This is a genomic window from Sphingomonas sp., from assembly GCF_032114135.1.
GTDB lineage: Bacteria > Pseudomonadota > Alphaproteobacteria > Sphingomonadales > Sphingomonadaceae > Sphingomonas.
In genome coordinates, this window is the sequence record NZ_DAMCTA010000003.1 from 286,653 (window position 1) to 308,831 (window position 22,179).

Annotated in this window: 23 protein-coding genes; 15 read left to right on the forward strand and 8 right to left on the reverse strand. The window is 67.9% G+C overall.

Annotation, left to right across the window (positions count from 1 at the left end; all coding sequences use genetic code 11):
• Positions 1 to 6: 6 nt before the first annotated feature.
• Positions 7 to 849 carry a tRNA glutamyl-Q(34) synthetase GluQRS gene (gene gluQRS / locus RT655_RS17150; RefSeq protein ID WP_313539050.1) on the reverse strand — a complete coding sequence of 281 codons (843 nt, stop codon included), beginning with the start codon at positions 847 to 849 and terminating at the stop codon, positions 7 to 9.
• Positions 850 to 949: 100 nt separating this feature from the next.
• On the opposite strand from gluQRS, the gene RT655_RS17155 reads away from it, so the two are divergent.
• Both RT655_RS17155 and RT655_RS17160 read left to right on the forward strand, forming a co-directional pair.
• Positions 950 to 1,516: an HNH endonuclease gene (locus tag RT655_RS17155; RefSeq protein WP_093297008.1), complete on the forward strand. Its 567-nt coding sequence runs from the start codon at positions 950 to 952 to the stop codon at positions 1,514 to 1,516.
• Positions 1,517 to 1,584: 68 nt separating this feature from the next.
• Positions 1,585 to 3,804: a transglycosylase domain-containing protein gene (locus RT655_RS17160; RefSeq protein ID WP_313539054.1), complete on the forward strand. Its 2,220-nt coding sequence runs from the start codon at positions 1,585 to 1,587 to the stop codon at positions 3,802 to 3,804.
• A 6-nt stretch (positions 3,805 to 3,810) separates the two neighbouring features.
• Here RT655_RS17160 and RT655_RS20010 read toward each other — a convergent pair whose 3' ends face one another.
• A complete protein-coding gene (locus RT655_RS20010; protein WP_409530292.1) occupies positions 3,811 to 3,894 on the reverse strand; it encodes a hypothetical protein in 84 nt (27 codons plus the stop codon).
• Positions 3,891 to 4,793 (reverse strand): DUF1176 domain-containing protein, encoded by a 903-nt coding sequence (locus tag RT655_RS17165; protein ID WP_313539056.1) that lies wholly within the window; start codon positions 4,791 to 4,793, stop codon positions 3,891 to 3,893. The genes RT655_RS20010 and RT655_RS17165 overlap by 4 nt, the downstream gene beginning before the upstream one ends.
• 68 nt (positions 4,794 to 4,861) lie before the next feature.
• Here RT655_RS17165 and RT655_RS17170 point away from each other — a divergent pair, with 68 nt between their 5' ends.
• From RT655_RS17170 to RT655_RS17185, 4 genes are all read left to right on the forward strand, one after another.
• On the forward strand, positions 4,862 to 5,731 hold the full coding sequence (locus RT655_RS17170) for a 3-hydroxyacyl-CoA dehydrogenase NAD-binding domain-containing protein (RefSeq protein WP_313539059.1): 870 nt from the start codon (positions 4,862 to 4,864) through the stop codon (positions 5,729 to 5,731).
• 104 nt (positions 5,732 to 5,835) lie between these two features.
• On the forward strand, positions 5,836 to 6,807 hold the full coding sequence (locus RT655_RS17175; protein WP_313539062.1) for a TSUP family transporter: 972 nt from the start codon (positions 5,836 to 5,838) through the stop codon (positions 6,805 to 6,807).
• Between the two features lie 309 nt (positions 6,808 to 7,116).
• Entirely contained in the window at positions 7,117 to 7,710 is a 594-nt protein-coding gene (locus RT655_RS17180; protein WP_313539065.1) for a hypothetical protein, read from the forward strand.
• 52 nt (positions 7,711 to 7,762) lie between these two features.
• A complete protein-coding gene (locus tag RT655_RS17185) occupies positions 7,763 to 8,209 on the forward strand; it encodes a hypothetical protein (protein ID WP_313539068.1) in 447 nt (148 codons plus the stop codon).
• Positions 8,210 to 8,231: 22 nt separating this feature from the next.
• Here the strand turns inward: RT655_RS17185 and ispG are convergent, their stop codons facing one another.
• Positions 8,232 to 9,356, reverse strand: coding sequence for a flavodoxin-dependent (E)-4-hydroxy-3-methylbut-2-enyl-diphosphate synthase (gene ispG / locus RT655_RS17190; protein WP_294256462.1), 1,125 nt, complete (start codon positions 9,354 to 9,356; stop codon positions 8,232 to 8,234).
• Positions 9,357 to 9,526: 170 nt separating this feature from the next.
• Between ispG and RT655_RS17195 the strand changes: the two genes are divergently transcribed.
• The 4 genes from RT655_RS17195 to RT655_RS17210 all read left to right on the forward strand — a co-directional run bounded on the left by RT655_RS17195 (position 9,527) and on the right by RT655_RS17210 (position 13,700).
• Positions 9,527 to 10,474 carry an isoaspartyl peptidase/L-asparaginase gene (locus RT655_RS17195; RefSeq protein ID WP_313539074.1) on the forward strand — a complete coding sequence of 316 codons (948 nt, stop codon included), beginning with the start codon at positions 9,527 to 9,529 and terminating at the stop codon, positions 10,472 to 10,474.
• A 95-nt stretch (positions 10,475 to 10,569) separates the two neighbouring features.
• A complete protein-coding gene (locus RT655_RS17200; RefSeq protein WP_313539077.1) occupies positions 10,570 to 12,459 on the forward strand; it encodes a peptidase M61 in 1,890 nt (629 codons plus the stop codon).
• A 36-nt stretch (positions 12,460 to 12,495) separates the two neighbouring features.
• Positions 12,496 to 13,035 (forward strand): inorganic diphosphatase, encoded by a 540-nt coding sequence (ppa, locus tag RT655_RS17205; protein ID WP_313539080.1) that lies wholly within the window; start codon positions 12,496 to 12,498, stop codon positions 13,033 to 13,035.
• Positions 13,036 to 13,175: 140 nt separating this feature from the next.
• Positions 13,176 to 13,700: a DUF1345 domain-containing protein gene (locus RT655_RS17210; RefSeq protein ID WP_313539083.1), complete on the forward strand. Its 525-nt coding sequence runs from the start codon at positions 13,176 to 13,178 to the stop codon at positions 13,698 to 13,700.
• A gap of 286 nt (positions 13,701 to 13,986) precedes the next feature.
• On the opposite strand, the gene RT655_RS17215 is transcribed toward RT655_RS17210, so the two are convergent.
• The 4 genes from RT655_RS17215 to hisS all read right to left on the reverse strand — a co-directional run bounded on the left by RT655_RS17215 (position 13,987) and on the right by hisS (position 18,340).
• Positions 13,987 to 14,817: a DUF4167 domain-containing protein gene (locus RT655_RS17215; RefSeq protein WP_313539085.1), complete on the reverse strand. Its 831-nt coding sequence runs from the start codon at positions 14,815 to 14,817 to the stop codon at positions 13,987 to 13,989.
• A 263-nt stretch (positions 14,818 to 15,080) separates the two neighbouring features.
• On the reverse strand, positions 15,081 to 15,950 hold the full coding sequence (gene prmC / locus RT655_RS17220) for a peptide chain release factor N(5)-glutamine methyltransferase (protein WP_313539087.1): 870 nt from the start codon (positions 15,948 to 15,950) through the stop codon (positions 15,081 to 15,083).
• Positions 15,951 to 16,019: 69 nt separating this feature from the next.
• On the reverse strand, positions 16,020 to 17,093 hold the full coding sequence (gene prfA / locus RT655_RS17225; protein WP_313539089.1) for a peptide chain release factor 1: 1,074 nt from the start codon (positions 17,091 to 17,093) through the stop codon (positions 16,020 to 16,022).
• Positions 17,090 to 18,340 (reverse strand): histidine--tRNA ligase, encoded by a 1,251-nt coding sequence (gene hisS, locus RT655_RS17230; RefSeq protein ID WP_313539092.1) that lies wholly within the window; start codon positions 18,338 to 18,340, stop codon positions 17,090 to 17,092. Before hisS ends, prfA begins: the two co-directional genes overlap by 4 nt.
• Before the next feature lie 114 nt (positions 18,341 to 18,454).
• Between hisS and RT655_RS17235 the strand changes: the two genes are divergently transcribed.
• The 5 genes from RT655_RS17235 (at position 18,455) to RT655_RS17255 (ending at position 22,129) form a co-directional block, all read left to right on the forward strand.
• Positions 18,455 to 19,300, forward strand: coding sequence for a S1/P1 nuclease (locus RT655_RS17235; RefSeq protein WP_313539095.1), 846 nt, complete (start codon positions 18,455 to 18,457; stop codon positions 19,298 to 19,300).
• A gap of 37 nt (positions 19,301 to 19,337) precedes the next feature.
• Positions 19,338 to 20,204, forward strand: a complete 867-nt coding sequence (gene phhA / locus RT655_RS17240) for a phenylalanine 4-monooxygenase (protein WP_313539098.1) — start codon at positions 19,338 to 19,340, stop codon at positions 20,202 to 20,204.
• A 235-nt stretch (positions 20,205 to 20,439) separates the two neighbouring features.
• On the forward strand, positions 20,440 to 21,330 hold the full coding sequence (locus RT655_RS17245; protein WP_313539101.1) for a DMT family transporter: 891 nt from the start codon (positions 20,440 to 20,442) through the stop codon (positions 21,328 to 21,330).
• On the forward strand, positions 21,327 to 21,806 hold the full coding sequence (locus RT655_RS17250) for a GNAT family N-acetyltransferase (protein ID WP_313539104.1): 480 nt from the start codon (positions 21,327 to 21,329) through the stop codon (positions 21,804 to 21,806). Before RT655_RS17245 ends, RT655_RS17250 begins: the two co-directional genes overlap by 4 nt.
• Positions 21,806 to 22,129, forward strand: coding sequence for a multidrug efflux SMR transporter (locus tag RT655_RS17255; RefSeq protein ID WP_313539106.1), 324 nt, complete (start codon positions 21,806 to 21,808; stop codon positions 22,127 to 22,129). The genes RT655_RS17250 and RT655_RS17255 overlap by 1 nt, the downstream gene beginning before the upstream one ends.
• Positions 22,130 to 22,179: the final 50 nt, after the last annotated feature.

The following is a 22,179-nucleotide window of genomic DNA, read 5'->3' on the forward strand; positions in this document are numbered from 1 at the left end:
GGTACCCTACGCCTCGATCGGGCCGAAGCCAATCGGTACTTCCCCTTTGCGCAGTCTGTCCGCCAGCGCGGGGCCATTCTCACCCGCCAGCCGCAGCGACTCCAGCGTTGGCGCGCCGTGCCGCTTGGCGAGGCGCTGGCCGTCCGGCCCGGCGAGCAGCGCATGGTGGCGGTATTCGGGTGTCGGCAGGTCGAGCAGCGCCTGGAGCAGGCGGTGGACATGGGTGGCGGCGAACAGATCGGCGCCGCGCACGACATGGCTGATGCCCTGCGCCGCATCGTCCACCGTCACGGCGAGGTGATAGCTCGCCGGTGCGTCCTTGCGGGCGAGGATCACGTCGCCGTGGCTCAGGGGATCGGCATCGACCGTGCAGGCATGGGCGTCGTGCCAGGTGAGCGGCCCCGTCCGCGCGACGGCCTTCGCCACGTCGATCCGCCAGCTGTGCGGGCGCGTCAGATCGGGATCGACCAAGCCGCGGCAGGTTCCAGGATAGAGCGGGCCATCCGGCCCATGCGGCGCGGAGAGACTCGCAGCGATGTCCGCGCGCGTGCAGAAACAGGGGTAGAGCAGCCCCATTGCGCGTAGCCGGTCGAGCGCGTCCTGGTACAGCCCCAGCCGCTGCGACTGGAACGTCGGCACTTCGTCCCATGCCAGCCCCAGCCAGTCGAGATCGGCGAGGATCGCTGCGACATGCTCGGGCCGTGAGCGCGTGCCGTCGATATCCTCGATGCGCAGGGTGAAACGACCGCCTGCGCCCCGTGCAAAGTCGTGGGCCTGCAGCGCGGAATAGGCATGGCCGAGATGGAGTCGACCGGTGGGGCTGGGGGCAAATCGGGTGTGGATATTCATGAATGTGGCTCTTGACCGTGAGTCGCGGCATATGCTGTCATGCGGGCGTCACGCTTCTGCGCAAGAGGCGAGGCACCGAAATCGAGGGTGAGGTTCTTGCATGTACCATCCCGATCTGATCCGCCATCCGGATGGGTGCCCGGCGCTCGTGCTGAACGCCGACTACACACCGTTGAGCTATTATCCCCTCAGCGTGTGGCCCTGGCAGACGGCAATCAAGGCAATCTTTCTCGAGCGCGTCGATGTCGTCTCTTATTATGAACGCGAGGTGCGAAGTCCCAGCGCGGTGCTGAAGCTCCCTTCGGTCATCGCGCTCAAACAATATGTCCGGCCTTCGCAATTCCCTGCCTTCACCCGGTTCAATCTGTTCCTCCGCGACAAGTTCGCCTGCCAATATTGCGGATCGCACCGGGATCTCACCTTCGACCACGTCATTCCCCGCGCCCAGGGCGGGCGCACCACCTGGGAAAATGTCGCCACCGCCTGCGCCCCCTGCAACCTGAAAAAGGGCGGCCGCACTCCCCAGCAGGCCGGCATGCCGCTGTACATCCAGCCGATCCGGCCGACGAGCTGGCAGCTCCAGGAACATGGCCGCCGCTTCCCGCCCAACCATCTCCACGATACCTGGCGCGACTGGCTCTATTGGGACATCGAGCTGGAGGCCTGAGCGACCGTCCCTCCGCAAAATCCCTGTGTGTTATTGCGATAACACAGATAGTCGGCTAAGGCGGAGGCATGGCGCGCGAGCCCGGTATCCCCGATAGTCGATTCCCGTTGCGGCGCGATGGCGCCGACGACGATGTGGCACAACCCCAGGGCTGGCGTCCGCAAGGCGGGCGCGACGCGCGCGAGCCGATCTGGCGCCCCGGCATGGGAGCGGGCGAAAGCACCGCGGCGCATGCGCCCTATCGCGGGGGCCATGGCGCAGGCGGCGGCTTCGGTGGCGGTGGCGACGATCTACCGCCCGCCGGTCCGGCGCGGCGTCGCATCCGCTGGGGCCGCTGGATCGTCCGCGGGCTTGCCGTGTTCATCCTGGTGTTCATCGCCGCGGTCGCCTGGCTGGCGATCACCGCGCCGCTGTCCAAGTCGCTGCGGCCACCCGCGCCGCCCTCGATCACGCTGCTTGCCGCCGACGGGACTCCGATCGCGCGGCGCGGCGCCGTGATCGGCAAGCCCGTGGACGTGTCCAAGCTGCCCGACCATGTCGCGCAGGCGTTCATCGCGATCGAGGACCGGCGTTTCTATAGTCATTGGGGTGTCGACCCGCGCGGCATCGCGCGCGCGGCGTTCCACAATGTCAGCTCGGGCGGCGGATCGCAGGGCGGCAGCACGATCACCCAGCAGCTCGCCAAGAACGCCTTCCTGAACTCCCGCCGCACCTTCGGGCGCAAGGCGCAGGAAGTGCTGATCGCCTTCTGGCTCGAAGCCTGGCTGAGCAAGGACGCGATCCTCTCGCGCTATCTCTCCAACGTCTATTTCGGCGACAACGTCTACGGCCTGCGCGCTGCCGCCCAGCATTATTTCTCGACCACGCCCGAGCATCTGACGCTGAGCCAGGCGACGTTGCTTGCCGGCCTCGTCAAGGCGCCGAGCCGCCTCGCGCCCACCGGCAATCTCGACGGCGCCCGCGAGCGCCAGCGGCTGGTGATCGGCGCGATGCGAGAGGCGGGCTTTATCACCGCCACCGAGGCGCGCCGCGTGCGCCCGGGGGTGCTCCACGTCCAGGACAGCGACGAGACGCTGCCCAACGGCACCTATTTCGCCGACTGGGTGCTCCCCGAAGCGCGCGACCGCGCCGGCGGCGTCGCCACCGAGCAGACGGTGACGACTACACTCGACACGAGACTGCAAAATGCCGCCGAACGCGTGGTCAAGGCCTCGGGACTCGGCAAGGCGCAGGTCGCGCTGGTGGCGATGCGGCCGGATGGGCGCGTCGTCGCGATGGTCGGCGGGCGCAACTATGCCGCCAGCCCCTTCAACCGCGCCACCCAGGCACGGCGCCAACCGGGCTCGGCGTTCAAGCTGTTCGTCTACCTCGCCGCGCTGCGTTCGGGCATGACGCCGGACACGATGGTCGATGACACGCCGGTGCAGATCGGCGACTGGAAGCCCTCGAACAGCGATGGCCGCTATGCCGGCCGCATCACGCTGCGCCAGGCGATGGCCAAGTCGAGCAACGTCGTCGCCGCGCGGTTGATCCAGAAGCTTGGCGTCGGGCGGGTGACGCAGGCGGCGCGTGACCTCGGCATTTCCACCCCGCTGGGCAACGACGCCTCGATCGCGCTCGGTACCTCGACCGGTTCGCTGCTCGAGCTGACCGCGGCCTATGCGGCGGTGGCGAACGGCAGCTATCCGGTCCGCCCGCGCGGGCTCGACGAAGAAGAGTCCGCCGATGACTGGCTGGCGCGCCGCCTGGGTGGGCCGAGCCGTTTCGACGAACGGCTGCTCGACGACCTGCGCTCGATGCTGGGCACCGTCGTGCAGAACGGCACGGCCCGCGCCGCGGCGCTGCCCGTGCCGGCGTTCGGCAAGACCGGCACCACGCAGGACGGGCGCGACGCGCTGTTCGTCGGCTGGGCAGGCGACCTCGTCGTCGGCGTGTGGATCGGCAATGACGACAACAGCCCGGTTTCGGGCGCCTATGGCGGCGGGCTGCCGGCGCATATCTGGCGCGATTTCATGGTTCGTGCGCTCGGCCTCACCCTGCCGCCGGCGCCGGTCGAGGAAGACAATGCGATCGACGAGAACGCGATCGGCCTGGACGAGGTGCTGAACGGCGCCGGCGTGCAGGTCGACGAGGATGGTGTGCAGCTCGATCTCGGACGCGTTCGCGAGCTGGTGCCCGAGGGCGAGGCGCGCGACGTGATCCCGCGCAACGTGCGCATTCCGGTACCCGGCAGCGACGCCGATCGTCGCCGCCGCGACCCCCGCGACGATCCCGACGGCGAGGAGTGACGCCGCTCAGCGGCGGCGCACCTCGGCGCGCCAGACAGTGAGCCAGTTGGCCGAGCCGCGGCATTCGTCCATCCGCGTCGCCTCGGTCAGGCGGAAGCTGCTGCCGTCCCAGACATAGCTGGCGCCCTCGCCGCAATCACGATCCCTCGGCCCTTGCCGTGCGTGGAGAGGGTGCCGCTGCTCCCGTCCCAGCTCGCATTGATTAGCTCCGCGGTCGTATCGAAGCGCGCCTCGGTGGCCTTGCCGTCGCGCACTACATAGGCTGCACTCGTCAGGTTATAGGCGCCCGAGCCGCAGGCGAGCAGCACCAGGGTCGCGCCACCGCCCAGCACGCCGGTTTCTGGCGTCGGCTGGGGAAAGCCCTCGGTATATTCTTCCCCGCAGCCGGATGCCTTGTTCAGCCGGGTGATCAGCGCGGGGGAGATGGTCGCCGCCTGGCCGGCGGGTGCGATGGCGGTGACCACCGGCAGTGGTGCCGCGACAGGCACCATGCTCGCCGATTTGGCCCCGCGCGCAACCAACGCCGTCACGCCGTCCGCCCGGCCCTGCTGGGCGTCGATGAAGCGCAGCGCTGCCGATGCGCCCGCCAGGGAGATGTCGCCGGTCTTGCCGCTGGCGACTGCCATGACCCGCGCGACATGGCCATTGGCAAGCGCGGTTGCGAGGTGCTGCGCCGTGACGCCGCCGAACCGCAGCGCCCCCTGTTGGACGCTGCCGCCCTCGATGCGGGTGCCGTCGATGGTGAGCGAGGGCGCGCCCTTGGCATCTTCGGGGCCCCATATGGTGATCGACACCGCGCCTGCCGGGCCCGGCTCGCGGACCAGCGAAAGCTCGGTGCCGTTGGTGTCGACGTCGCCGTCCGCCGGCTGGAGCGACGTCATCTCGCAGCGGCGGACATTGTCGCAGGCGACCGCCCAGTCGCCGAAGGATCGGAACGGGCCGGGGGTGGGCTGGGCGGCGAGGACGGTTGCGAGCGCAATCAGGAACATGCCGCGCATGCTAGCGAAGCGGCCCCGGCTTGCGTAGTAGGGCGGCAAGAGAGATTCAGGAGACGGGCATGAAGACGGTAGGCGTGATCGGTGCGGGCCAGATGGGGGCGGGGATCGCCCAGGTGTCGGCGCAGGCGGGATATGCCGTGCTGCTGTCCGACGTTGACCAGGCCCGCGCCGAGGCCGGCAAGGCGGGCATCGGCAAGCAGCTCGCCCGTGCGGTGGAGAAGGAAAAGATCACCGCCGCCGATGCGGAAGCCGCGCTCGGCCGGATCACCCCCGTCGGCGACCTCGCTGCGATGAGCCCGTGCGAACTGGTGATCGAGGCCGCGACCGAACGCGAGGCGATCAAGCGCCAGATCTTCGAGACCGTCGGCAAGGCGCTGAGTGCCGACGCCATTCTCGCCAGCAACACCTCGTCGATCCCGATTACCCGGCTCGCCCAAGCGGCGCCCGATCCGGCGCGTTTCATGGGCGTGCACTTCTTCAACCCGGTGCCGGTGATGGGTCTGATCGAGCTGATCCGCGGCCTCGCCACCAGCGACGCGACCGTCGCGGCGGTGGAGGCGTTCGGCCAGTCGCTGGGCAAGCGGATCGTCCATGCCAATGACGCGCCGGGCTTCATCGTCAATCGCGTGCTGATGCCGATGCTCAACGAGGCATGCTTCGCGCTCGGCGAAGGCGTGGCGACGATCCCCGACATCGATGCGGCGTGCCAGCTGGGCCTCAACCACCCGATGGGGCCGTTCACGCTTGCCGACTTTATTGGGCTGGACACCTGCCTGGAGATCACCCGCGTGCTGTTCGAAGGCACCGGCGACCCCAAGTTCCGCCCCGCGCCGCTGCTGGTGAAATATGTCGAGGCCGGCTGGTACGGCCGCAAGACCAAGCGCGGCTTCTATGACTATACCGGCGCGGAGCCCGTGCCAACGCGTTAAGTCGCCCGGGACGGGGGCGGCGGCGACGCGGCTCCCCCCCCCCTGGCGGTGGTGAATTCGAATGCCGGGGTTTTCGATGCCTTGGCTGGGCGATAGCGAGTGGCATGCATCTAACCGTTGAAGCCCTCGCGTTCCTCATGCTCGTCGCCTTCCTCGCCGGGGCGATTGACGCGCTGGCGGGCGGTGGCGGGCTGCTGACGATCCCTGCACTGATGGCCGCGGGCATCCCGCCCGTCGCGGCGCTCGCGACAAACAAGCTGCAGAGCGCGCTCGGCACCGGCTCCGCGGTGCTCGCCTTTTTCCACGCCGGACGGATCGACGTGAAGGCATTTGCCGTGCCTGCCGCGGCGGCCTTTGCCGGTTCCGTGCTCGGCGCGACGATCGTCCAGCGCGTCGATCCCGGCTTCCTCTCCGCCTTCGTGCCGGTCCTGCTGATCGCGATGGGATTCTATTTCCTGCTCGCGCCGAAGATGAGCGAGGAGGATCGTCACGCCCGGCTCGGACGCAGCGGGCTCACGCTGGTGTGCGGCGGCATCGGCTTCTACGACGGGTTCTTCGGTCCCGGCACGGGATCGTTCCTGACGACGGCGCTGGTGGCCCTGGGCGGGCTGGGCCTGGTGCGCGCGATCGCCAATACCAAATTTCTCAATCTCGCGACCAACATCGCCGGTCTCCTTGCGATGATCGCCGGCGGCAAGGTGCTGTGGCTGCTTGGGTTCGCCATGGCCGCGGCAAACATCGCCGGCAACCAGCTGGGGGCGTGGCTGGCGATACGCTTCGGCGGACGCGGCGTCCGGCCGCTGCTGGTCGTGATGTCCTTCGCTGGTCGTGAAGCTGCTGGCGAATCCGGCCAACCCGCTCTGGACGTTCCTGCGGGGCTAGTCGCGTCCGGCGTTCGCGCGCCGCGTCGCGATTCCTTCCGCGAGCGCCACATCCACCAGCGTGAGCAAAGCGCCTGCCGCCAGCAGCGCCACCATCGCCGCCAGCATCAGCGGCACCCGGTCCCCGCCCGCGCCCGCCAGCGTCGCCAGCCGCAGCACCGGCACCAGCAGCGCAACCCACATGCCGCGTCGTAGCCAGCGGGCAGCCCAGCCGCACCAGCCGACCCCGCCGCGCCACCACAGGAGCAGCAGCCGGGCGGCAAACAGCGCCGCCACCAGCGCGCCCGCATCGACCAGCGCGGCATTCGGCTCCGGGTTCATCGACATGGCCCGGGTGGAGGGAGGACGGTGCGCATCGCGCGCCGATAGCGCGCCTGCTGCGGCTTGGCGACCCACCGGCCGCCGCCGCTGGGTAGCATTGCGAACCCGACGCACCAGCGGTGGCAGCATTCTATAAACCATGGAGTTTCCTGGTGCGGGGGATCGCGACCGTGGAGTGACGACATGCCGTCCGTCCGCCTTTTCGCCATGCTGTTCGCGCTTCTGCTGCTGGCGACTACCGGCGCCGCGCGCGCTGATTTCATCGATCCGGTGCCGAATGTCTCGCAGGCCCAGCTGCAATATTTCCTGCGCTATCCCCGGCTCGCGACTGCGGCCCGCTATGGCTTGCGCGACGATATCGGCAAAATCATGGACGGGCTGTCGATCGTCCAGCTCAGCGGCCAGCCCTATAGATATGCCGCCGTCTACCATACCGCCTATCCGGCCGGCGGCGGCGCGCTGCGCTTCCAGGTCAACGTCGCCGGATCGAACGACCTGCTGCGCTGGCGCTTCCTCAGGCTGCTGGCGGACAATGCCAGCATGCCCCGCGTCGCCACCGTGCGCGGCTCATCCCGGATCGTGGTGGCACACGAGCAATGGCTGGGCCGCGGCCCCGGCTCCACCAGCCCGCAGCGGCAGAGCTACCGGCTGTTCTACAGCGGCGCAGACCTGATCAACCGCGTGGTGCGATCGGTATGGGTGCAGCCGAGTTTCTTCACCGCGCTCAACGGCACCCCCAGCTTCTCCGACCTGCGGCAGGATTTCTGCGGGGTCTAACGCTGCGTCTCGGGCGAGATCGGCTTCCACTACTGGAGAGGGGCGCTAGGACATGAACGCGGTGACCGGCAACCGGTGGATGTTCGATCCGCGCGGGCTCGCCACCACCGCCAACCCCTCGGTGCTGGACCGCTACAACCTGCGCTTCACGTCGATCGGGGTCACCGGCAATCTGGGGCAGCGCGACATGCTCGCTACGACCAGCGGCCGCTATCTGATCCAGGAAGGCAATGTCGGGACCCCGGCGGCGTCCTGGGACAAGTGGCGGATCTTCCTCTACCGCTATGCCGAAGCGTCGGTCGTCCCCGACGGATCGGGCACGATCGTCCCGATCGCGCCGCAGACGCCGGGCGGCAACACCGCGTTCGGCAATCCAAGCATCAGCGTAGTCGACGATCCCGCGGGCCGCGGCAAGGCGGTGGTGATTTCCTACTTCCTGTTCTCCGAACGCGCAAAGAACGGCGAAGCGGGCAGACTGCTCTATTATTTCCGACTTTGAGAATGCCCGGCCGGGCGGCGGATCACTCCGCCGCCTGCGCGGGCTCGGCGTTCGCCGCTTCGATCTCCGCGGCCTTGGCCTCGACCAGCTGGACGATATGATCGAGCATGTCGGCATCCTCGACCGTGTGATCGGTCAGCCCCGACAGATACACCATATGCTTGCCGTTGCCGCCGCCGGTGAGGCCGATATCGGTCTCGCGTGCCTCGCCGGGGCCGTTGACCACGCAGCCGAGCACCGACAGCGACAGCGGCGTGCGGATATGCTGGAGCCGTTCCTCCAGCGCCTGCACGGTGCGGATCACGTCGAAGCCCTGGCGCGCGCAGCTCGGGCAGGAGACGACGCGGACGCCGCGATTGCGGATGCCTAGCGCCTTGAGGATCTCGAAGCCGACGCGGACCTCTTCCTCGGGTTCGGCCGAGAGGCTCACCCGGATCGTGTCGCCGATGCCGAACCAGAGAAGCGAGCCGATGCCGATCGCCGACTTTACCGTTCCGCCGACGAACCCGCCCGCCTCGGTAATGCCGAGATGCAACGGGCAGTCGACCGCGTCGGCCAGCTGCTGATAGGCGGCGACCGCCAGGAACACGTCGCTCGCCTTCACCGCCACCTTGAATTCGTGAAAGTCGCGGTCCTGGAGCAGCTTGATGTGATCGAGCGCGGATTCGACCAGCGCCTCGGGGCAGGGCTCGCCATATTTCTCGAGCAGGTCCTTCTCGAGGCTGCCGGCATTGACGCCGATGCGGATCGAGGCGCCATTGGCCTTGGCGGCGTTGACCACCTCGTTCACCCGGTCGGCCGAGCCGATATTGCCGGGATTGATGCGCAGGCAGGCGGCACCTGCGTCTGCGGCTTCTAGCGCGCGCTTGTAGTGGAAATGGATGTCCGCGACGATCGGCACGCGCGCGGCGCGGACGATCTGCTTGAGCGCCGTGGTGCTCTCGACGTCGGGGCAGGAGACGCGGATGATGTCCGCGCCGGCTTCCTCGCAGCGGCGGATCTGGTCGATCGTCGCCTTCACGTCCGACGTCGCGGTGTTGGTCATGGTCTGCACCGTCACCGGGGCGTCGCCGCCAACGGGCACGTTGCCCACCATGATCTGACGGCTTTGCCGCCGGACGATATCGCGCCAGGGTCGTACGGACATGGGCGCCATATAGGCGCATCGGCGCGCCGGGGCTAGGGCGGATACTGTCCGTCGGCTGCCAAAGCGCATCCTCCCCGCCAGGGGGAGGATACGCCTTTCAGGGGATGGCTTGGAGCCTCCGCCCGATCTGCTACGGGACGGCGCAAACCTATCCGCAGGAGCCCGCCGTCATGTCCACCGCTACCCCCAACCCTCGCTGGACGCTGATGATCCACGGCGGTGCCGGCAGCATGCGGCGCGGCGAACTGCCCGCCGAGCAGGAATCGGGTGCGGAGGGCGGGCTGAACGCCGCGCTCGACGCCGGTGCGGCCGTGCTTGCGGCTGGCGGTTCGGCAGTCGATGCGGTGCAGGCGGCGGTGCAGGTGCTGGAGGACGATCCGCACTTCAATGCCGGGCGCGGATCGGTGTTCACCTGGGAAGGCGGCCACACGCTTGACGCCGCGATCATGGACGGACGCACCCGCGCGGCTGGCGCGGTCGCGGGTGCGACCACCACGCGGCACCCGGTCGCGCTTGCCCGGGCGGTGATGGAGAAGAGCCGCCATGTCCTGCTCGCCGGCGAGGGCGCGGACCAGTTCGCCCGCGAGCAGCGGCTCGAGCAGGTCGACAACAGCTGGTTCGGCATCGAGGAGCGCCGCCAGCAGCTCGAATCGATGAAAGGCGACACCACCCGCGGCGGCTTCGATGTCGACATGAAATACGGCACGGTCGGCGCGGTGGCGATGGATGCCGAGGGCCATGTCGCCGCGGCGACCTCCACGGGTGGGCTCACCGGCAAGCGCTGGGGCCGGGTGGGTGATTCGCCGCTGATCGGGGCGGGCACCTATGCCGATGACCGCGCCTGCGCGGTTTCCGCCACCGGCTCGGGCGAGTTCTTCATCCGGGAAGGCGTCGCGCACGAGATTTGCGCGCGGATGCGGTTCACGGGCGAGACCGCCAAACAGGCCGCCGATGTGGTGATGGCCGATGTGAAGGCGATGGGCGGGGTCGGCGGCGTGATTCTCGTCGCGCCGACCGGCGAGCTCGATTGGAGCTTCACCACGCCCGGCATGTATCGCGGCAGGGTCTCGGCGGGGGGCGCGCGCGTGGTCGCGATCTATGAGGACCGGCGCGACTGAACCCCCTTGCCCCCGCGGAAATTCGCGAGCAACAATATTGCCCGATCCGCGCCGTTTCGCGTTCGCGAAGATCATCCAAAAGGGGCCGTCACATCATGGTTCGTGCTGTTTCGTTCGCCAGCCTGTTGCTGGCCACCGCCGCGCCTGCGCTCGCGCAGAATTCGATGCCGCAGCCGGTGCCGATCGTCGACACCATCCCGGCGGCGCGCGACATGGCGTACCCCGGCACGCTCAAGATCGACGTCGACGCGACCGACACGGTGCGCGGCATCTTCCGGGTGCGCGAGACCATCCCTGTTGCCAAGGCCGGCCGCCTGACGCTGCTCTTCCCCGAATGGCTGCCGGGCAAGCATGGGCCCCGCGGCGAGATCGAGAAGCTGGCGGGCCTGGAGATCAAGGCGAACGGCAAGCGCATCCCCTGGACGCGCGATACGCTCGACGTGTTCGCCTTCCATGTCGACGTGCCGGCGGGTGCCAAGACGGTCGAGGCCGAGTTCCAGTTCGTCTCCGCGACCGACGGTAACCAGGGCCGCATCGTGATGACCCCCGAGATGATGAGCGTGCAGTTCAACTCGCTCAGCCTCTATCCGGCGGGCTATTTCACCCGGCGCATCCCCATTCAGGCGACGGTGAAATATCCCGAGGGCTGGACCGCGGCCGGCGCGGTGCCCGCCAAGGTGACGGGCTCGACCTATGCCTATGAGACCACCAGCTACGAGATCCTGATGGACTCGCCGGTGATCGCGGGCCGCTATTACCGCAAGTTTCCGCTCAGCGACCGGGTGACGCTCGACGTGGTGGCGGACAGCGCGGACGAGCTGGAAGCCAAGCCCGAGCAGATCGAGGCGCACAAGCGGCTGGTCGAGCAGGCGGTGAAGACCTTCGGCGCGCAGCATTACGACCATTACCACTTCCTCCTGTCGATCAGCGACAAGATGGGCGGGATCGGCCTCGAGCATCACCGCAGCTCGGAAGACGGCGTGCAGCCGGGCTATTTCACCAAATGGGCCGAGCAGGCGGGGGCGCGCAACCTGCTGCCGCACGAATATACCCATAGCTGGGACGGCAAGTACCGCCGCGGCGCCGAGCTGTGGACGCCCGACTTCCGCATGCCGATGCGCGACCAGTCGCTGTGGGTGTATGAGGGCCAGACCCAGTTCTGGGGCTATGTGTTCCAGGCGCGTTCGGGCCTGGTCTCCAAGGAAGAGACGCTGGAAGGCTATGCCAACATCATGGCCAGCCTCGACAACCGCGCCGGCCGCCAGTGGCGCCCGATGATCGACACCACCAACGATCCGATCATCACCGCGCGTGCGCCCAAGGGCTGGACCAGCTGGCAGCGCAGCGAGGATTATTACAACGAAGGCCTGCTGGTGTGGATGGAGGTCGATTCGGTCCTTCGCGAACAGAGCAAGGGCACCAAGTCGATCGACGATTTCGCCCGCGCCTTCTTCGGTGGCCGCGACGGCGATTATGGCGAGGTGACCTACACCTTCGACGACGTGGTCAAGACGCTGGAGGGCATCCAGCCCTATGACTGGCGCAAGCTGCTCACCGCGCGGCTGAACGACGTGTCCGAGCGTGCGCCGCTCAAGGGCTTCGAGCGGGGTGGCTACAAGCTCGTCTATACCGAGGTGCCCAATAAGATGGCCCGCCCGGGCACGGCGGACCTCAGCTATTCGCTGGGCCTCGCGGTCGGCAAGAAGGGCATCATGGGGGTGATGTGGGATAGCCCGGCCTTCAAGGCCGGCGTAACCGTCGCCGACGAGATCGTCGCGGTGAACGGCCGTGCCTATGCCGTCGACGCGCTGGTCGAGGCGGTGAAGCTCGCCAAGGGCACCAAGGCACCGATTCGTTTGACCCTAAAACGGGACGATAGTTACCGAGAGGTTAGCATCGACTATCATGACGGGCTGCGCTATCCGCATCTGGTCAAGACGGTCGAAGGAGAGGCTGGCCTCGACAAGCTGCTCCAGCCCCGCTGAGACGGGGTGAGTACGCCAACCACAGGTTAGAGAAACATGCGCATCGATCTGATTCCCATTGGCGATGATCCGCCGAACAATCTGAACGTCATCATCGAGGTCCCCTCGGGCGGCGAGCCCGTGAAGTATGAGTTCGACAAGGCCAGCGGCGCGCTGTTCGTCGATCGCATCCTGCACACGCCGATGCGCTACCCGGCGAACTACGGCTTCGTGCCGCACACGCTGTCGCCCGATGGCGATCCGCTCGATGCGCTCGTCATCGCCCGCTCGCCCTTCGTGCCGGGCTGCGTGGTACGTGCGCGCCCGATCGCGGTACTGAAGCTGGAAGACGAAGCCGGCGGCGATGAAAAGCTGGTCTGCGTGCCCGTCGACAGCACCTTCCCTTATTATTCGGACGTCGGCGAGCGTTCGGATCTGCCTTCGATCGTGCTCCAGCAGATCGAGCATTTCTTCACCCACTATAAGGATCTCGAGTCCGAAAAGTGGGTGCGGATCGGCAATTGGGGCGATGCCGCCGAAGCGCGCCAGATCGTGATCGAAGCGATCGAGGCCGCGAAGAAGGCCAAGGCAGCCTGACCCGGAATCCGCGGCGGCGTGGGGCGCGACCCCGAGGGGTCGGCAACGTCCTCGCGCCGCCGCGATTCCTTGCCTTTGCCGCGACCACGATCGCGGCGGGGCTGTTCCTGGTCCCGCAGTTCGGCATCCGGGCCGGCGCGATGCTCGCTTTCGACATCGGCGCGGCGCTGTTCCTGGCGCTGTGCATTCCCATGCTCCGACACCAGTCGGACGCGATGCGCCGCTCGGCTTGCAACAACGATGCGAACCGGCTGGTGCTGCTCGGGCTTACCGGCGCGGTCACCGTCATCATCCTGATCGCGATTGCCAGCGAGCTGATGGAGCGCAAGGCGCCCCAGCCCGCGCAGCTCGCGCTGATCATCGGCACGCTCGCGCTCAGCTGGGCGTTCAGCAACGCGGTCTATGCGCTGCACTATGCGCATCTCTTCTATAGCGAGGCCCCCGGCGGGCGCGACAAGGGCGGGCTGGAGTTTCCCAAGACCCCCGAGCCCAATTACTGGGACTTCATCTATTTCGCCTTCTGCCTCGGCATGACCTTCCAGACCAGCGACGTCTCGATCGAGACGCGGCAGCTGCGCCGGGTGGTGACGCTGCACTGCCTTGCGGCCTTCGTGTTCAACTTGGGCGTGGTGGCCTTCACGATCAACGTGCTCGGCGGCAGCTGAGGCAGCGCGCGCGAACCGGTTCCGCGAAAACTGTATGCCTGTTTTCTCGGCGTCCCCCGTCGGAAGGGTAGCGCCAGGTCGCAGGCCTGACGGGGGGCTCGGAACTCCCGGCGTCGTGCTTCCGCCCCTTCGACGCGCTTGATGGCCTCCTGCCGCTGACGGAAGAACAATGGCCTGGGGGGGGGGGGCAGCGCCGTCAGCGATCCTCACCCCGGATGGCCCAAACGAAAAAGGCCCGCCTCCTCATCGGAAGCGGGCCTTTTTTCTTTGCCGGTCGGCGATCGCCTCAGGCGGCGGGTGCCTCGGCCTCATCGCTCTTCACGGTGCGACGGCGGCGGGGCTTCTTCGGTGCTTCCTCGTCCTCGGCCGGCGCGACGTCGGCGCCGATCGCGGGCGGAAGGATCGCAACGTCGATGCCGTGGGATGCTTCGGTCTCGACCACTGCCTCGCGGCGCGGACGACCGCGGCGGCGGGGTGCCTCGGCGACGTCCTCGACTGCCGGTGCTTCGATGGCAGGTGCTTCTACGGGCGCTGATTCGACGGCATGGCCGTTGGTCTGGCCGTTCGATGCGCCGTTGCTGCGCTCGCGACGGTCTTCGCGATAGCTACGCTGCTCGCGGCCTTCGCGGGGCTCACGCGCCTCGCGCGGTTCCCGTTCGGCGCGCGGTTCACGCTCGGTCCGCTGCTCACGATCCCCACGCGGCTCGCGGGCTTCGCGCTCGTAGCGGGGTTCGCGCTCGCGGCGCGGCTGCTGCTGACGGGGGGCATCGCCCTCGTCCTCGCGACCAGCCTCGCCTTCCATCTCGAACTCTTCCTCGTCGCCGTCGAACTCGTCGCGCTGGCGGCGCTGCTGGTTCTGCTCCTCGAAGCGCGAGCGGTTCTCGTTCAACACGCGGAAATAATGATCCGCGAACTGCAGATAATATTCGGCGTTGACGCGGTCGCCCTGCATCTGTGCATCGCGCGCCAGGTTCTTGTATTTCTCAAGCAACTGGGCGGCGTTACCACGAGCACGGTTATCGATGCGACTACCATTGCCCGGATTGTTCGAGCTTCCGCCCTGGCGCTGTTGCTGGCCGCCCCGACCGCGACGGCGGCCGGCCTGACGATTGTTCATCAAGGTCTCGTTGTCCTGTCTTTACAAAGCCGTCCGTCGATTCATCGAGGTTCCGGATGCAGGGTTACATTCGCGGCGGGTTCCGGGCGTACCCAGAACCTTCCGCTTGCCACGGCCGCCGGACTGCAGCGGCACACATGACCATGGAGTCGGGCCTCAGCCCTTTATCTCAACAACTTGGTTGAAGGTGCCTCGCCCCGGCTTTCTTCTAGCCGCTGGCGTACCAATCTCCAAGCAGAAATATGTGACGTTTGCGCGTAGTTTCAAGTCAGCCGGACCACGCGCGGTCGTCCACCCATGTCTTTATAGACGCTTGAAGACAGGCCCTGTTCCTGACCGAGCAAAGAAACTGCATTGCCTTGCGTCCAGCCGATTTCGAGCACCGCCGCGCCGCCCGGGGCGAGCAGGGCGGGGAGGGCGGGAACGATGCGCCGATAATCGTCGAGCCCGTCGCTCCCGGCGAACAGCGCCTCCGCCGGCTCATGGTCGCGCACCTGCGGGGGGAGGGGTTCGTCTGTCCCGATATAGGGCGGGTTGGCGAGGATCAGGTCGAACTGCCCGTCGATCCCCGTGGTCCAGTCGCCCAGGCGAAATTGGGCGCGGTTCGCCATGCCGAGCGCGTCCGCGTTGCGGCGGGCATAATCGAGCGCAGCCTCCGAAGCGTCGACGCCGAGCCCCTGCGCCTGCGGCCATTCCGCGAGCGCGGCGAGCAGCAGCGTACCCGGGCCGGTGCCGAGATCGAGGATGCGCGACGGGGCGCGGTCGCCGAACCAGGCGAGTGCGGTCTCGATCAGCGTCTCGCTGTCGGGGCGGGGAATCAGCACGCCGGGGCCGACCGCGAGATCGATCGTCCAGAAGGCGCGGGTGCCGGTGATATAGGCGATCGGCTCGTGGGTGAGGCGGCGGGCGAGAAGCGCGGCGAACGCTTCGGGCGCGGGATCATCCAGCCTCGCGAGCAGGAGACTGTCGCGGCTGGTGCCGAGGGCGTGCGCCATCAGCAGCTCGGCGTCGAGCCGGGGGGTGTCGGACACCGCCTCGAGCTGGCGGGTGGCATCGGCAAGGGCTGCCCTGACTCCCCTTCCGCTTGCGGGAGGGGGCGGGGGAGGGGATGGCGGTTCTTGACCCGACGTCACGGCATCGCCTCCACGTCAGTCCCTCCCCTAGCCCCTCCCGCAAGCGGGAGGGGAGCTGAAGGGAGAATCTCAGCCATCCAATTGCGCAAGCCGGTCGGCCTCGTCCTGTGAGACCAGCGCGCCGACCAGTTCGTCGAGCTCGCCTTCCAAAATCTCGGGCAGGCGGTGCAGCGTCAGGTTGATTCGGTGGTCGGTCACCCGCCCCTGCGGGAAATTATACGTCCGGATTCGCTCCGAACGATCGCCCGAGCCGACCATCGAGCGCCGCGCGCCGACGCGCTCGGCCGCCAGCCGCTCGCGCTCGGCCTCGTACAGGCGGGTGCGGAGCACCTTCATCGCCTTGGCCTTGTTCTTGTGCTGCGAACGCTCGTCCTGCTGGATCACGACGATCCCGGTGGGCAAGTGCGTGATCCGCACCGCGCTGTCGGTGGTGTTGACGCCCTGGCCGCCGGGGCCGGAGGCGCGGTAGATGTCGATGCGCAGGTCCCTGTCGTCGATCTGCACGTCCGCCTCTTCGGCCTCGGGCAGCACCGCGACGGTGGCGGCGGAGGTGTGGATGCGCCCGCCTGCCTCTGTGGCGGGGACGCGCTGGACCCGGTGCACGCCGCTCTCGAACTTCAATTTGGCGAACACGCCGGTGCCGGTGATGCCGATCACGACTTCCTTGTAGCCGCCCGCTTCCGAGCTGCTCGCCGAGATCAGCTCGGTCCGCCAGCCGAGCCGATCGGCATAGCGCTGATACATGCGCAGCAGGTCGCCCGCGAACAGCGCGGCCTCGTCGCCACCCACGCCGGCGCGGATCTCGAGCAGCGCCGGGCGTTCGTCGGCCGAATCCCGCGGGAGCAGCGCGAGCGCCAGCTTGCGTTCGGCCTCCGCGAGCGTGCCTTCGTTGGCGCGGAGCTCCTCCACCGCCATCGCGCGCAGTTCGTCATCGGCGTCCTGCGTCATCTGCTGGAGCGACTGCCCCTCGGCGCGCAGCCGCCGCACATAGCCCGCCGCCACGGCCACGGGCTCAATCTCGGCATATTCCTTGGAGACCTGGACGAAGCGATCGCCGCCGAGTTCGCCCGACGCCATCAGCGCCTGCAACTCGTCACGCCGCGCCTCGATCGCCGCGATGCGGTCCGGCGGGATACGGGTCATTCGGTCGGGCCACCCCAGGCGATATTGGCGAATACCGCGTCGATAGCAGCGGCGTCGCCGACATTGACCTTGAGCCGCTTCGAGGTGGCGCCGTCGGCGACCCCAAGCGAGAGCAGCGCGTCGGGGTTGCTCTTCATGGCCTTGTCGAAGCGCTTGCGCGGCGAGCCGGTGGCGAGCAGCTCGGCCGCCAGTCCGGCGCGACGCAGCGCGGAAACGGCACGCACGCCATCGGCCTGCACGCGATCGTCCTCGACCACGACATAGACCTGGATCGCGGCCGCCTTGGGCTCCTCGATTAGCATCGCCAGCCGCTCGACCCCGGCCGCCCAGCCCACGCCTGCGGTTTCGGGACCGCCGAGCGAGCCGATCAGCCCGTCATAGCGGCCGCCGGCCAGCACCGTGCCCTGCGCGCCCAGCCGGTCCGTCACGAACTCGAACGCGGTGTGGCGGTAATAATCGAGGCCGCGCACCAGCCGCGCATTGCGCGTCCAGGCGACACCCGCCGCATCCAGCCCGTCGGTCACCGCCTTGAAGAAGGCGGCGGCTTCGTCGGTCAGATAGGCATCGATGTCCGGCGCGCTATCCGCGATCGGGCGGTCGCGCGGGTCCTTCGAATCGAGGATCCGCAGCGGGTTCTTCTCAAGACGCGCCAGGCTGTCTTCGGACAGTTCGCCCTTGTGCGCCTCGAAATGCGCGACCAGCGCGGTGCGCCAGGCGTCGCGGGTCGCGGCGTCGCCCAGCGTGTTGAGCTGCAGCGTCACGCCCTCGGCGATGCCGAGCTCCTTGAGTAGCTGGTCGGCCAGCACCAGCAGCTCGACATCGGCGGCGGGTTCGGGCGCGCCGAGGATTTCGGCGTCGATCTGGTGGAACTGGCGATAGCGGCCCTTTTGCGGGCGCTCGTAGCGGAACACCGGGCCCGAGGTCGCGACCTTCAGCGGCGCGAACTGCTGCCAGCCCTCGCTGATATAGGCCCGCGCGATGCCGGCGGTGAATTCGGGGCGCAGCGTAATCGAATCGCCGCCGCGATCCTCAAAGGTGTACATCTCCTTGGAGACGACGTCCGAGGTCTCGCCCATCGAGCGGGCGAATACGCCGGTCGCCTCGAAGATCGGGATCTCGAGCCGCTGGAAGCAATAGAGCTTGCGCACCCGATCGAACATTTCGAGCACCGCGGCGAAACGCCGCTGGTCTTCGCCGAAAATGTCCTGGGTGCCCCGGATGCGCTGGGGGGTCTGGATACGTGCCATTTGGGGGCGGCTATTAGGCTGGTTTCCGGTCCGCCGCAATGTGGGTGAGGGGAAGGCGCGCCGACGCCGCTAAGCCGTTGAAGCGGCAGCGTGCCGGGCCTAGGGGGTGCGCCCATGAGTCGCATCCTGTGTATCCTCGCCGCGTTGCTCGGCTTCGGCGCCGCATCGCCCGCTTCCGCCTATTGGGAATATGGCCACGAGACGGTGGGTGCGATCGCCTATCGCAACGTCACGCCGGCGGTACGCGCGAAGATCGATGCCCTGCTCAAGCGCCAAGCGCTGCTGGAGACGCCGACCTGCCTGGCGAACACGATCGAGCAGGCTGCGGTATGGGCGGACTGCGTCAAGACACTGGGGCCGCGCTTCAGCTATGCCTATTCCTGGCACTATCAGAATATCGACATCTGCCAGCCCTTCGACCTCAAGCCGCCCTGCCGCGACGGCAATTGCGTGTCGGCGCAGATCGAGCGCGACGTGAAGCTGCTCAAGGATCGCAAGGTGCCGGTGCGCGAGCGGGTGATGGCGCTGGTGTTCCTCGTCCACTTCGTCGGCGATCTGCACCAGCCGCTCCACGCAGGCGATCATAGCGACCTGGGCGGCAACAAGGTGAAGACCAATTATGGCGCCTTCACCAGCGCCAAGCTCAACCTCCATTCGGTGTGGGACGGCTATCTCGCCGAGCGCGGGATCTCGCAGCCGCCCTCGCCGGTGCGCGCCTATTCGGCGGCGGAGCGGAACGCGGTTTGGGGCGGCAGCGTAGAAGACTGGAGCCGCGAAAGCTGGCAGGTCGCGCGCGACGTGGTCTATCCGAGCGCGGCGGGCAAGGCGGTGTGCACGCCGGGCGATCATCCCGCGCATCTCGACGCGGCGACGGTGGAAAAGCTGGTGCCGGTCGCGCGCGAACAGGTGGTGCGCGGCGGGCTGCGGCTGGCCAAGCTGCTCGACGAAGCCCTAGGCTGACGTTTCGCCGCGGGGGGCGGGGTGCTATATCCCGTTCATGAAGAAAGAAACGCATGTGCTGGAGAGGCCGCCCGAGGGCGCGGCGGCGGACTGGACGATCCCGCAGGACTGGGCCGCCTATACGGCCGAAGAACACGCCACCTGGGACACGCTGTTCGCGCGCCAGGCGAAATTGCTGCCGGGGCGTGCCTCCTCGGCCTATCTCAAGGGGCTGGAGGCGCTGCGGCTCTCCGAATCGGGCATTCCCAATTTCGAGGAATTGTCCGAACGGCTGATGAAGCTCACCGGCTGGCAGGTGGTCGCGGTGCCGGGGCTGGTGCCCGACGACGTGTTCTTCGACCATATGGCGAACCGCCGCTTCGTCGCCGGCAATTTCATCCGCCGGCCCGACCAGCTCGATTACATTCAGGAGCCGGACGTGTTCCACGACGTGTTCGGCCATGTGCCGATGCTCGCGGACCCGGTATTCGCCGATTATCTTGAGGCCTATGGTCGCGGCGGGATGCGCGCGCTGGAGCTCGGCGCGCTCAAGCAACTCGGCCGGCTCTATTGGTACACGGTGGAGTTCGGACTGGTCGAGGAGGCCGAGGGGCTGCGCATCTATGGCTCGGGCATCGTCTCCAGCTCGGCCGAAAGCGTGTTCGCGCTGGAGAGCGACAGCCCCAACCGCATCCGCTTCGACATGCAGCGGGTGATGCGGACGGACTATCGGATCGACGATTTCCAGCAGAATTATTTCGTCATCCCCAGCTTCGAGGCGCTGCTGCGCGAGACGGTGGAGACCGATTTCGCGCCGCTCTATGCAAAGATACTCGCGCAGCCGGATATCCCGATCGCGGCGATTCTGCCGGGGGATGGGGTGATCACGCGGGGGACGCAGGCATATGCGGCGGGTAAGGGCTGAACCGAAGCATCGCGGAATTGCCGGACTCGATCGCCACACCCCATCGTCATTCCCGCGAAGGCGGAAATCCATTCGCCTGGAAGCTCGGGGAAAGAACCGCGACCTCAGCGCCAATGGATCCCCGCCTTCGCGGGGATGACGAATAGGTGTTTGGTTCGCCGTTGGCAGCATTCCAGAAGGTGAAGGCTAGGGTTTAAGGCTCGCCAATCCCGATCGGCGCGGCTACCCGGCCCCCATGTCCCGCTCGCCCCGCCTTGCCTTCCTCGTCGCTGCGCTCGGAATCGCCAATTATTCGGTGATGGATGCGGTGATGAAGGGCATGTCGATCGCGCATGGCGCCTATAGCGCGGTGCTGTGGCGCTCGGTCGGCGCGATCGTGCTGCTCGGGCCGATCTTCCTGCTGCGGCGGACGCCTTGGCCGAGGCCGCAAGCGCTCAAGCTCCACTTCGCCCGCGGCGTGCTGGCGGGCACATCCGTCGTCCTGTTCTTCTGGGGCCTCGCCCGCGTCACCATGGCGCAGGGAATCGCGCTGACCTTCCTCGCCCCGCTGATCGCGATGTTCCTCGCCGCCGCCTTTCTCGGCGAGCGGATCCGCCGCGCGGCGATCGGCGGCTCGCTTGTCGCCAGCCTCGGCGTGCTGACCATCGCCGCCGGTCAGGCGCAGGCGCATGCCTCGACCGAGGTGGTGCTCGGCTCGATCGCGGTATTCGCCGCCTCGATCCTCTATGCCGGCAGTCTGATCCTGCTGCGGCAACAAGCGCAGATCGCCGATCCGATCGAAGTCGCGCTGTTCACCAGCCTTGTCCTCGCGCTGGTCATGCTGCCCGGCGCACCCTGGTTCTCGGCGATGCCTTCGGTGAGCCTGTGGCCCTGGATCCTCGGCGCGGCACTAGTCGGCTCGATCTCCGCCGTGCTGCTCGCCTGGGCCTATGGCCATGCCGAGGCGCAGGTGCTGGCGCCGGTGGAATATACCGCCTTCGTCTGGGCGGCGCTGCTCGGCTATGTCGTGTTCGACGAGCGCGTCTCGGGCTGGACGGTTGCAGGCGCGCTGCTCATCATTCTCGGGTGCCTCGCCGCGATCCGCGGCCGCGTCGCCCCTGCTCCCCAGACCGAGGCCGCTGCATGACCCAGATCCGTGTCGCCACCCCCGCCGACGTGCCCCAGATCCTCGCCTTCGTCCGCGAACTCGCCGAATTCGAGCGCGAGCCCGACGCCGTGCTCGCGACCGAGCCGATGCTGGAAGCCGCGCTATTTGGCCCGCGCCCGGCCGCCGAAGCGGTGATCGCGGAAGATGCGGAGGGCGTGCCCCTGGGCTTCGCGCTGTTCTTCCAGAATTTCTCCACCTGGACCGGGCTGCCCGGCCTGTATCTGGAAGACCTGTACGTCACGCCCGCCGCGCGCGGGGCCGGGGTCGGCAAGGCGCTTCTGCGCCATTTGGCCGATATCGCCGTCACGCGAGGCTATGCCAGGTTCGAATGGTCGGTGCTCGACTGGAACCAGCCGGCGATCGACTTCTACCGCGCGATGGGAGCCGTTGGCATGGACGAATGGACGGTGCAGCGGGTGACCGGCGACGCCCTCGCCAAGCTGGCCGGGCGCTGATGGGCTGGATCTACCTGCTGCTCGGCGGGCTGTGCGAGGTGGGCTTCACCACCTGCATGCGCTTCACCGACGGCTTCCGGAACATCCCGTGGACGCTCGCCTTCCTCGCCTGCATCGCGGTGTCGATGGCGCTGCTCGAGATGGCCTCGCGCACCGTGCCGCTCGGCACCGCCTATGCGGTGTGGGGCGGGATCGGCGCACTCGGCACGGTGATCGTCGGCATGCTTTGGTTCGGCGAGCCGGTGAGCGCGGTGCGCATCCTGCTGATCCTCGGGCTGGTCGGCTGCATCGCCGGGCTGCGGTTGGCGGGCGGCGGGCACTAGGCAGGGCTTCTCTTGTCTGACAAGATGGGCGCAAGACCATCGCGTCAGGG

What these genes read in the sequence shown, in the direction of transcription:
- RT655_RS17235 (WP_313539095.1), top strand. Translation starts at nt 18,455, where the DNA reads ATGAGTCGCATCCTGTGTATCCTCGCCGCGTTGCTCGGCTTCGGCGCC.
- RT655_RS17185 (WP_313539068.1), top strand. Translation starts at nt 7,763, where the DNA reads ATGAACGCGGTGACCGGCAACCGGTGGATGTTCGATCCGCGCGGGCTC.
- RT655_RS17215 (WP_313539085.1), bottom strand. Translation starts at nt 14,817, where the DNA reads ATGAACAATCGTCAGGCCGGCCGCCGTCGCGGTCGGGGCGGCCAGCAA.
- RT655_RS17200 (WP_313539077.1), top strand. Translation starts at nt 10,570, where the DNA reads ATGGTTCGTGCTGTTTCGTTCGCCAGCCTGTTGCTGGCCACCGCCGCG.
- ppa (WP_313539080.1), top strand. Translation starts at nt 12,496, where the DNA reads ATGCGCATCGATCTGATTCCCATTGGCGATGATCCGCCGAACAATCTG.
- RT655_RS17180 (WP_313539065.1), top strand. Translation starts at nt 7,117, where the DNA reads ATGCCGTCCGTCCGCCTTTTCGCCATGCTGTTCGCGCTTCTGCTGCTG.
- RT655_RS17175 (WP_313539062.1), top strand. Translation starts at nt 5,836, where the DNA reads ATGCATCTAACCGTTGAAGCCCTCGCGTTCCTCATGCTCGTCGCCTTC.
- RT655_RS17210 (WP_313539083.1), top strand. Translation starts at nt 13,176, where the DNA reads ATGCTCGCTTTCGACATCGGCGCGGCGCTGTTCCTGGCGCTGTGCATT.
- RT655_RS17165 (WP_313539056.1), bottom strand. Translation starts at nt 4,793, where the DNA reads ATGTTCCTGATTGCGCTCGCAACCGTCCTCGCCGCCCAGCCCACCCCC.
- RT655_RS17170 (WP_313539059.1), top strand. Translation starts at nt 4,862, where the DNA reads ATGAAGACGGTAGGCGTGATCGGTGCGGGCCAGATGGGGGCGGGGATC.
- gluQRS (WP_313539050.1), bottom strand. Translation starts at nt 849, where the DNA reads ATGAATATCCACACCCGATTTGCCCCCAGCCCCACCGGTCGACTCCAT.
- ispG (WP_294256462.1), bottom strand. Translation starts at nt 9,356, where the DNA reads ATGTCCGTACGACCCTGGCGCGATATCGTCCGGCGGCAAAGCCGTCAG.
- RT655_RS17195 (WP_313539074.1), top strand. Translation starts at nt 9,527, where the DNA reads ATGTCCACCGCTACCCCCAACCCTCGCTGGACGCTGATGATCCACGGC.
- RT655_RS17160 (WP_313539054.1), top strand. Translation starts at nt 1,585, where the DNA reads ATGGCGCGCGAGCCCGGTATCCCCGATAGTCGATTCCCGTTGCGGCGC.
- RT655_RS17250 (WP_313539104.1), top strand. Translation starts at nt 21,327, where the DNA reads ATGACCCAGATCCGTGTCGCCACCCCCGCCGACGTGCCCCAGATCCTC.
- RT655_RS17155 (WP_093297008.1), top strand. Translation starts at nt 950, where the DNA reads ATGTACCATCCCGATCTGATCCGCCATCCGGATGGGTGCCCGGCGCTC.
- prfA (WP_313539089.1), bottom strand. Translation starts at nt 17,093, where the DNA reads ATGACCCGTATCCCGCCGGACCGCATCGCGGCGATCGAGGCGCGGCGT.
- RT655_RS17245 (WP_313539101.1), top strand. Translation starts at nt 20,440, where the DNA reads ATGTCCCGCTCGCCCCGCCTTGCCTTCCTCGTCGCTGCGCTCGGAATC.
- hisS (WP_313539092.1), bottom strand. Translation starts at nt 18,340, where the DNA reads ATGGCACGTATCCAGACCCCCCAGCGCATCCGGGGCACCCAGGACATT.
- phhA (WP_313539098.1), top strand. Translation starts at nt 19,338, where the DNA reads ATGAAGAAAGAAACGCATGTGCTGGAGAGGCCGCCCGAGGGCGCGGCG.
- RT655_RS17255 (WP_313539106.1), top strand. Translation starts at nt 21,806, where the DNA reads ATGGGCTGGATCTACCTGCTGCTCGGCGGGCTGTGCGAGGTGGGCTTC.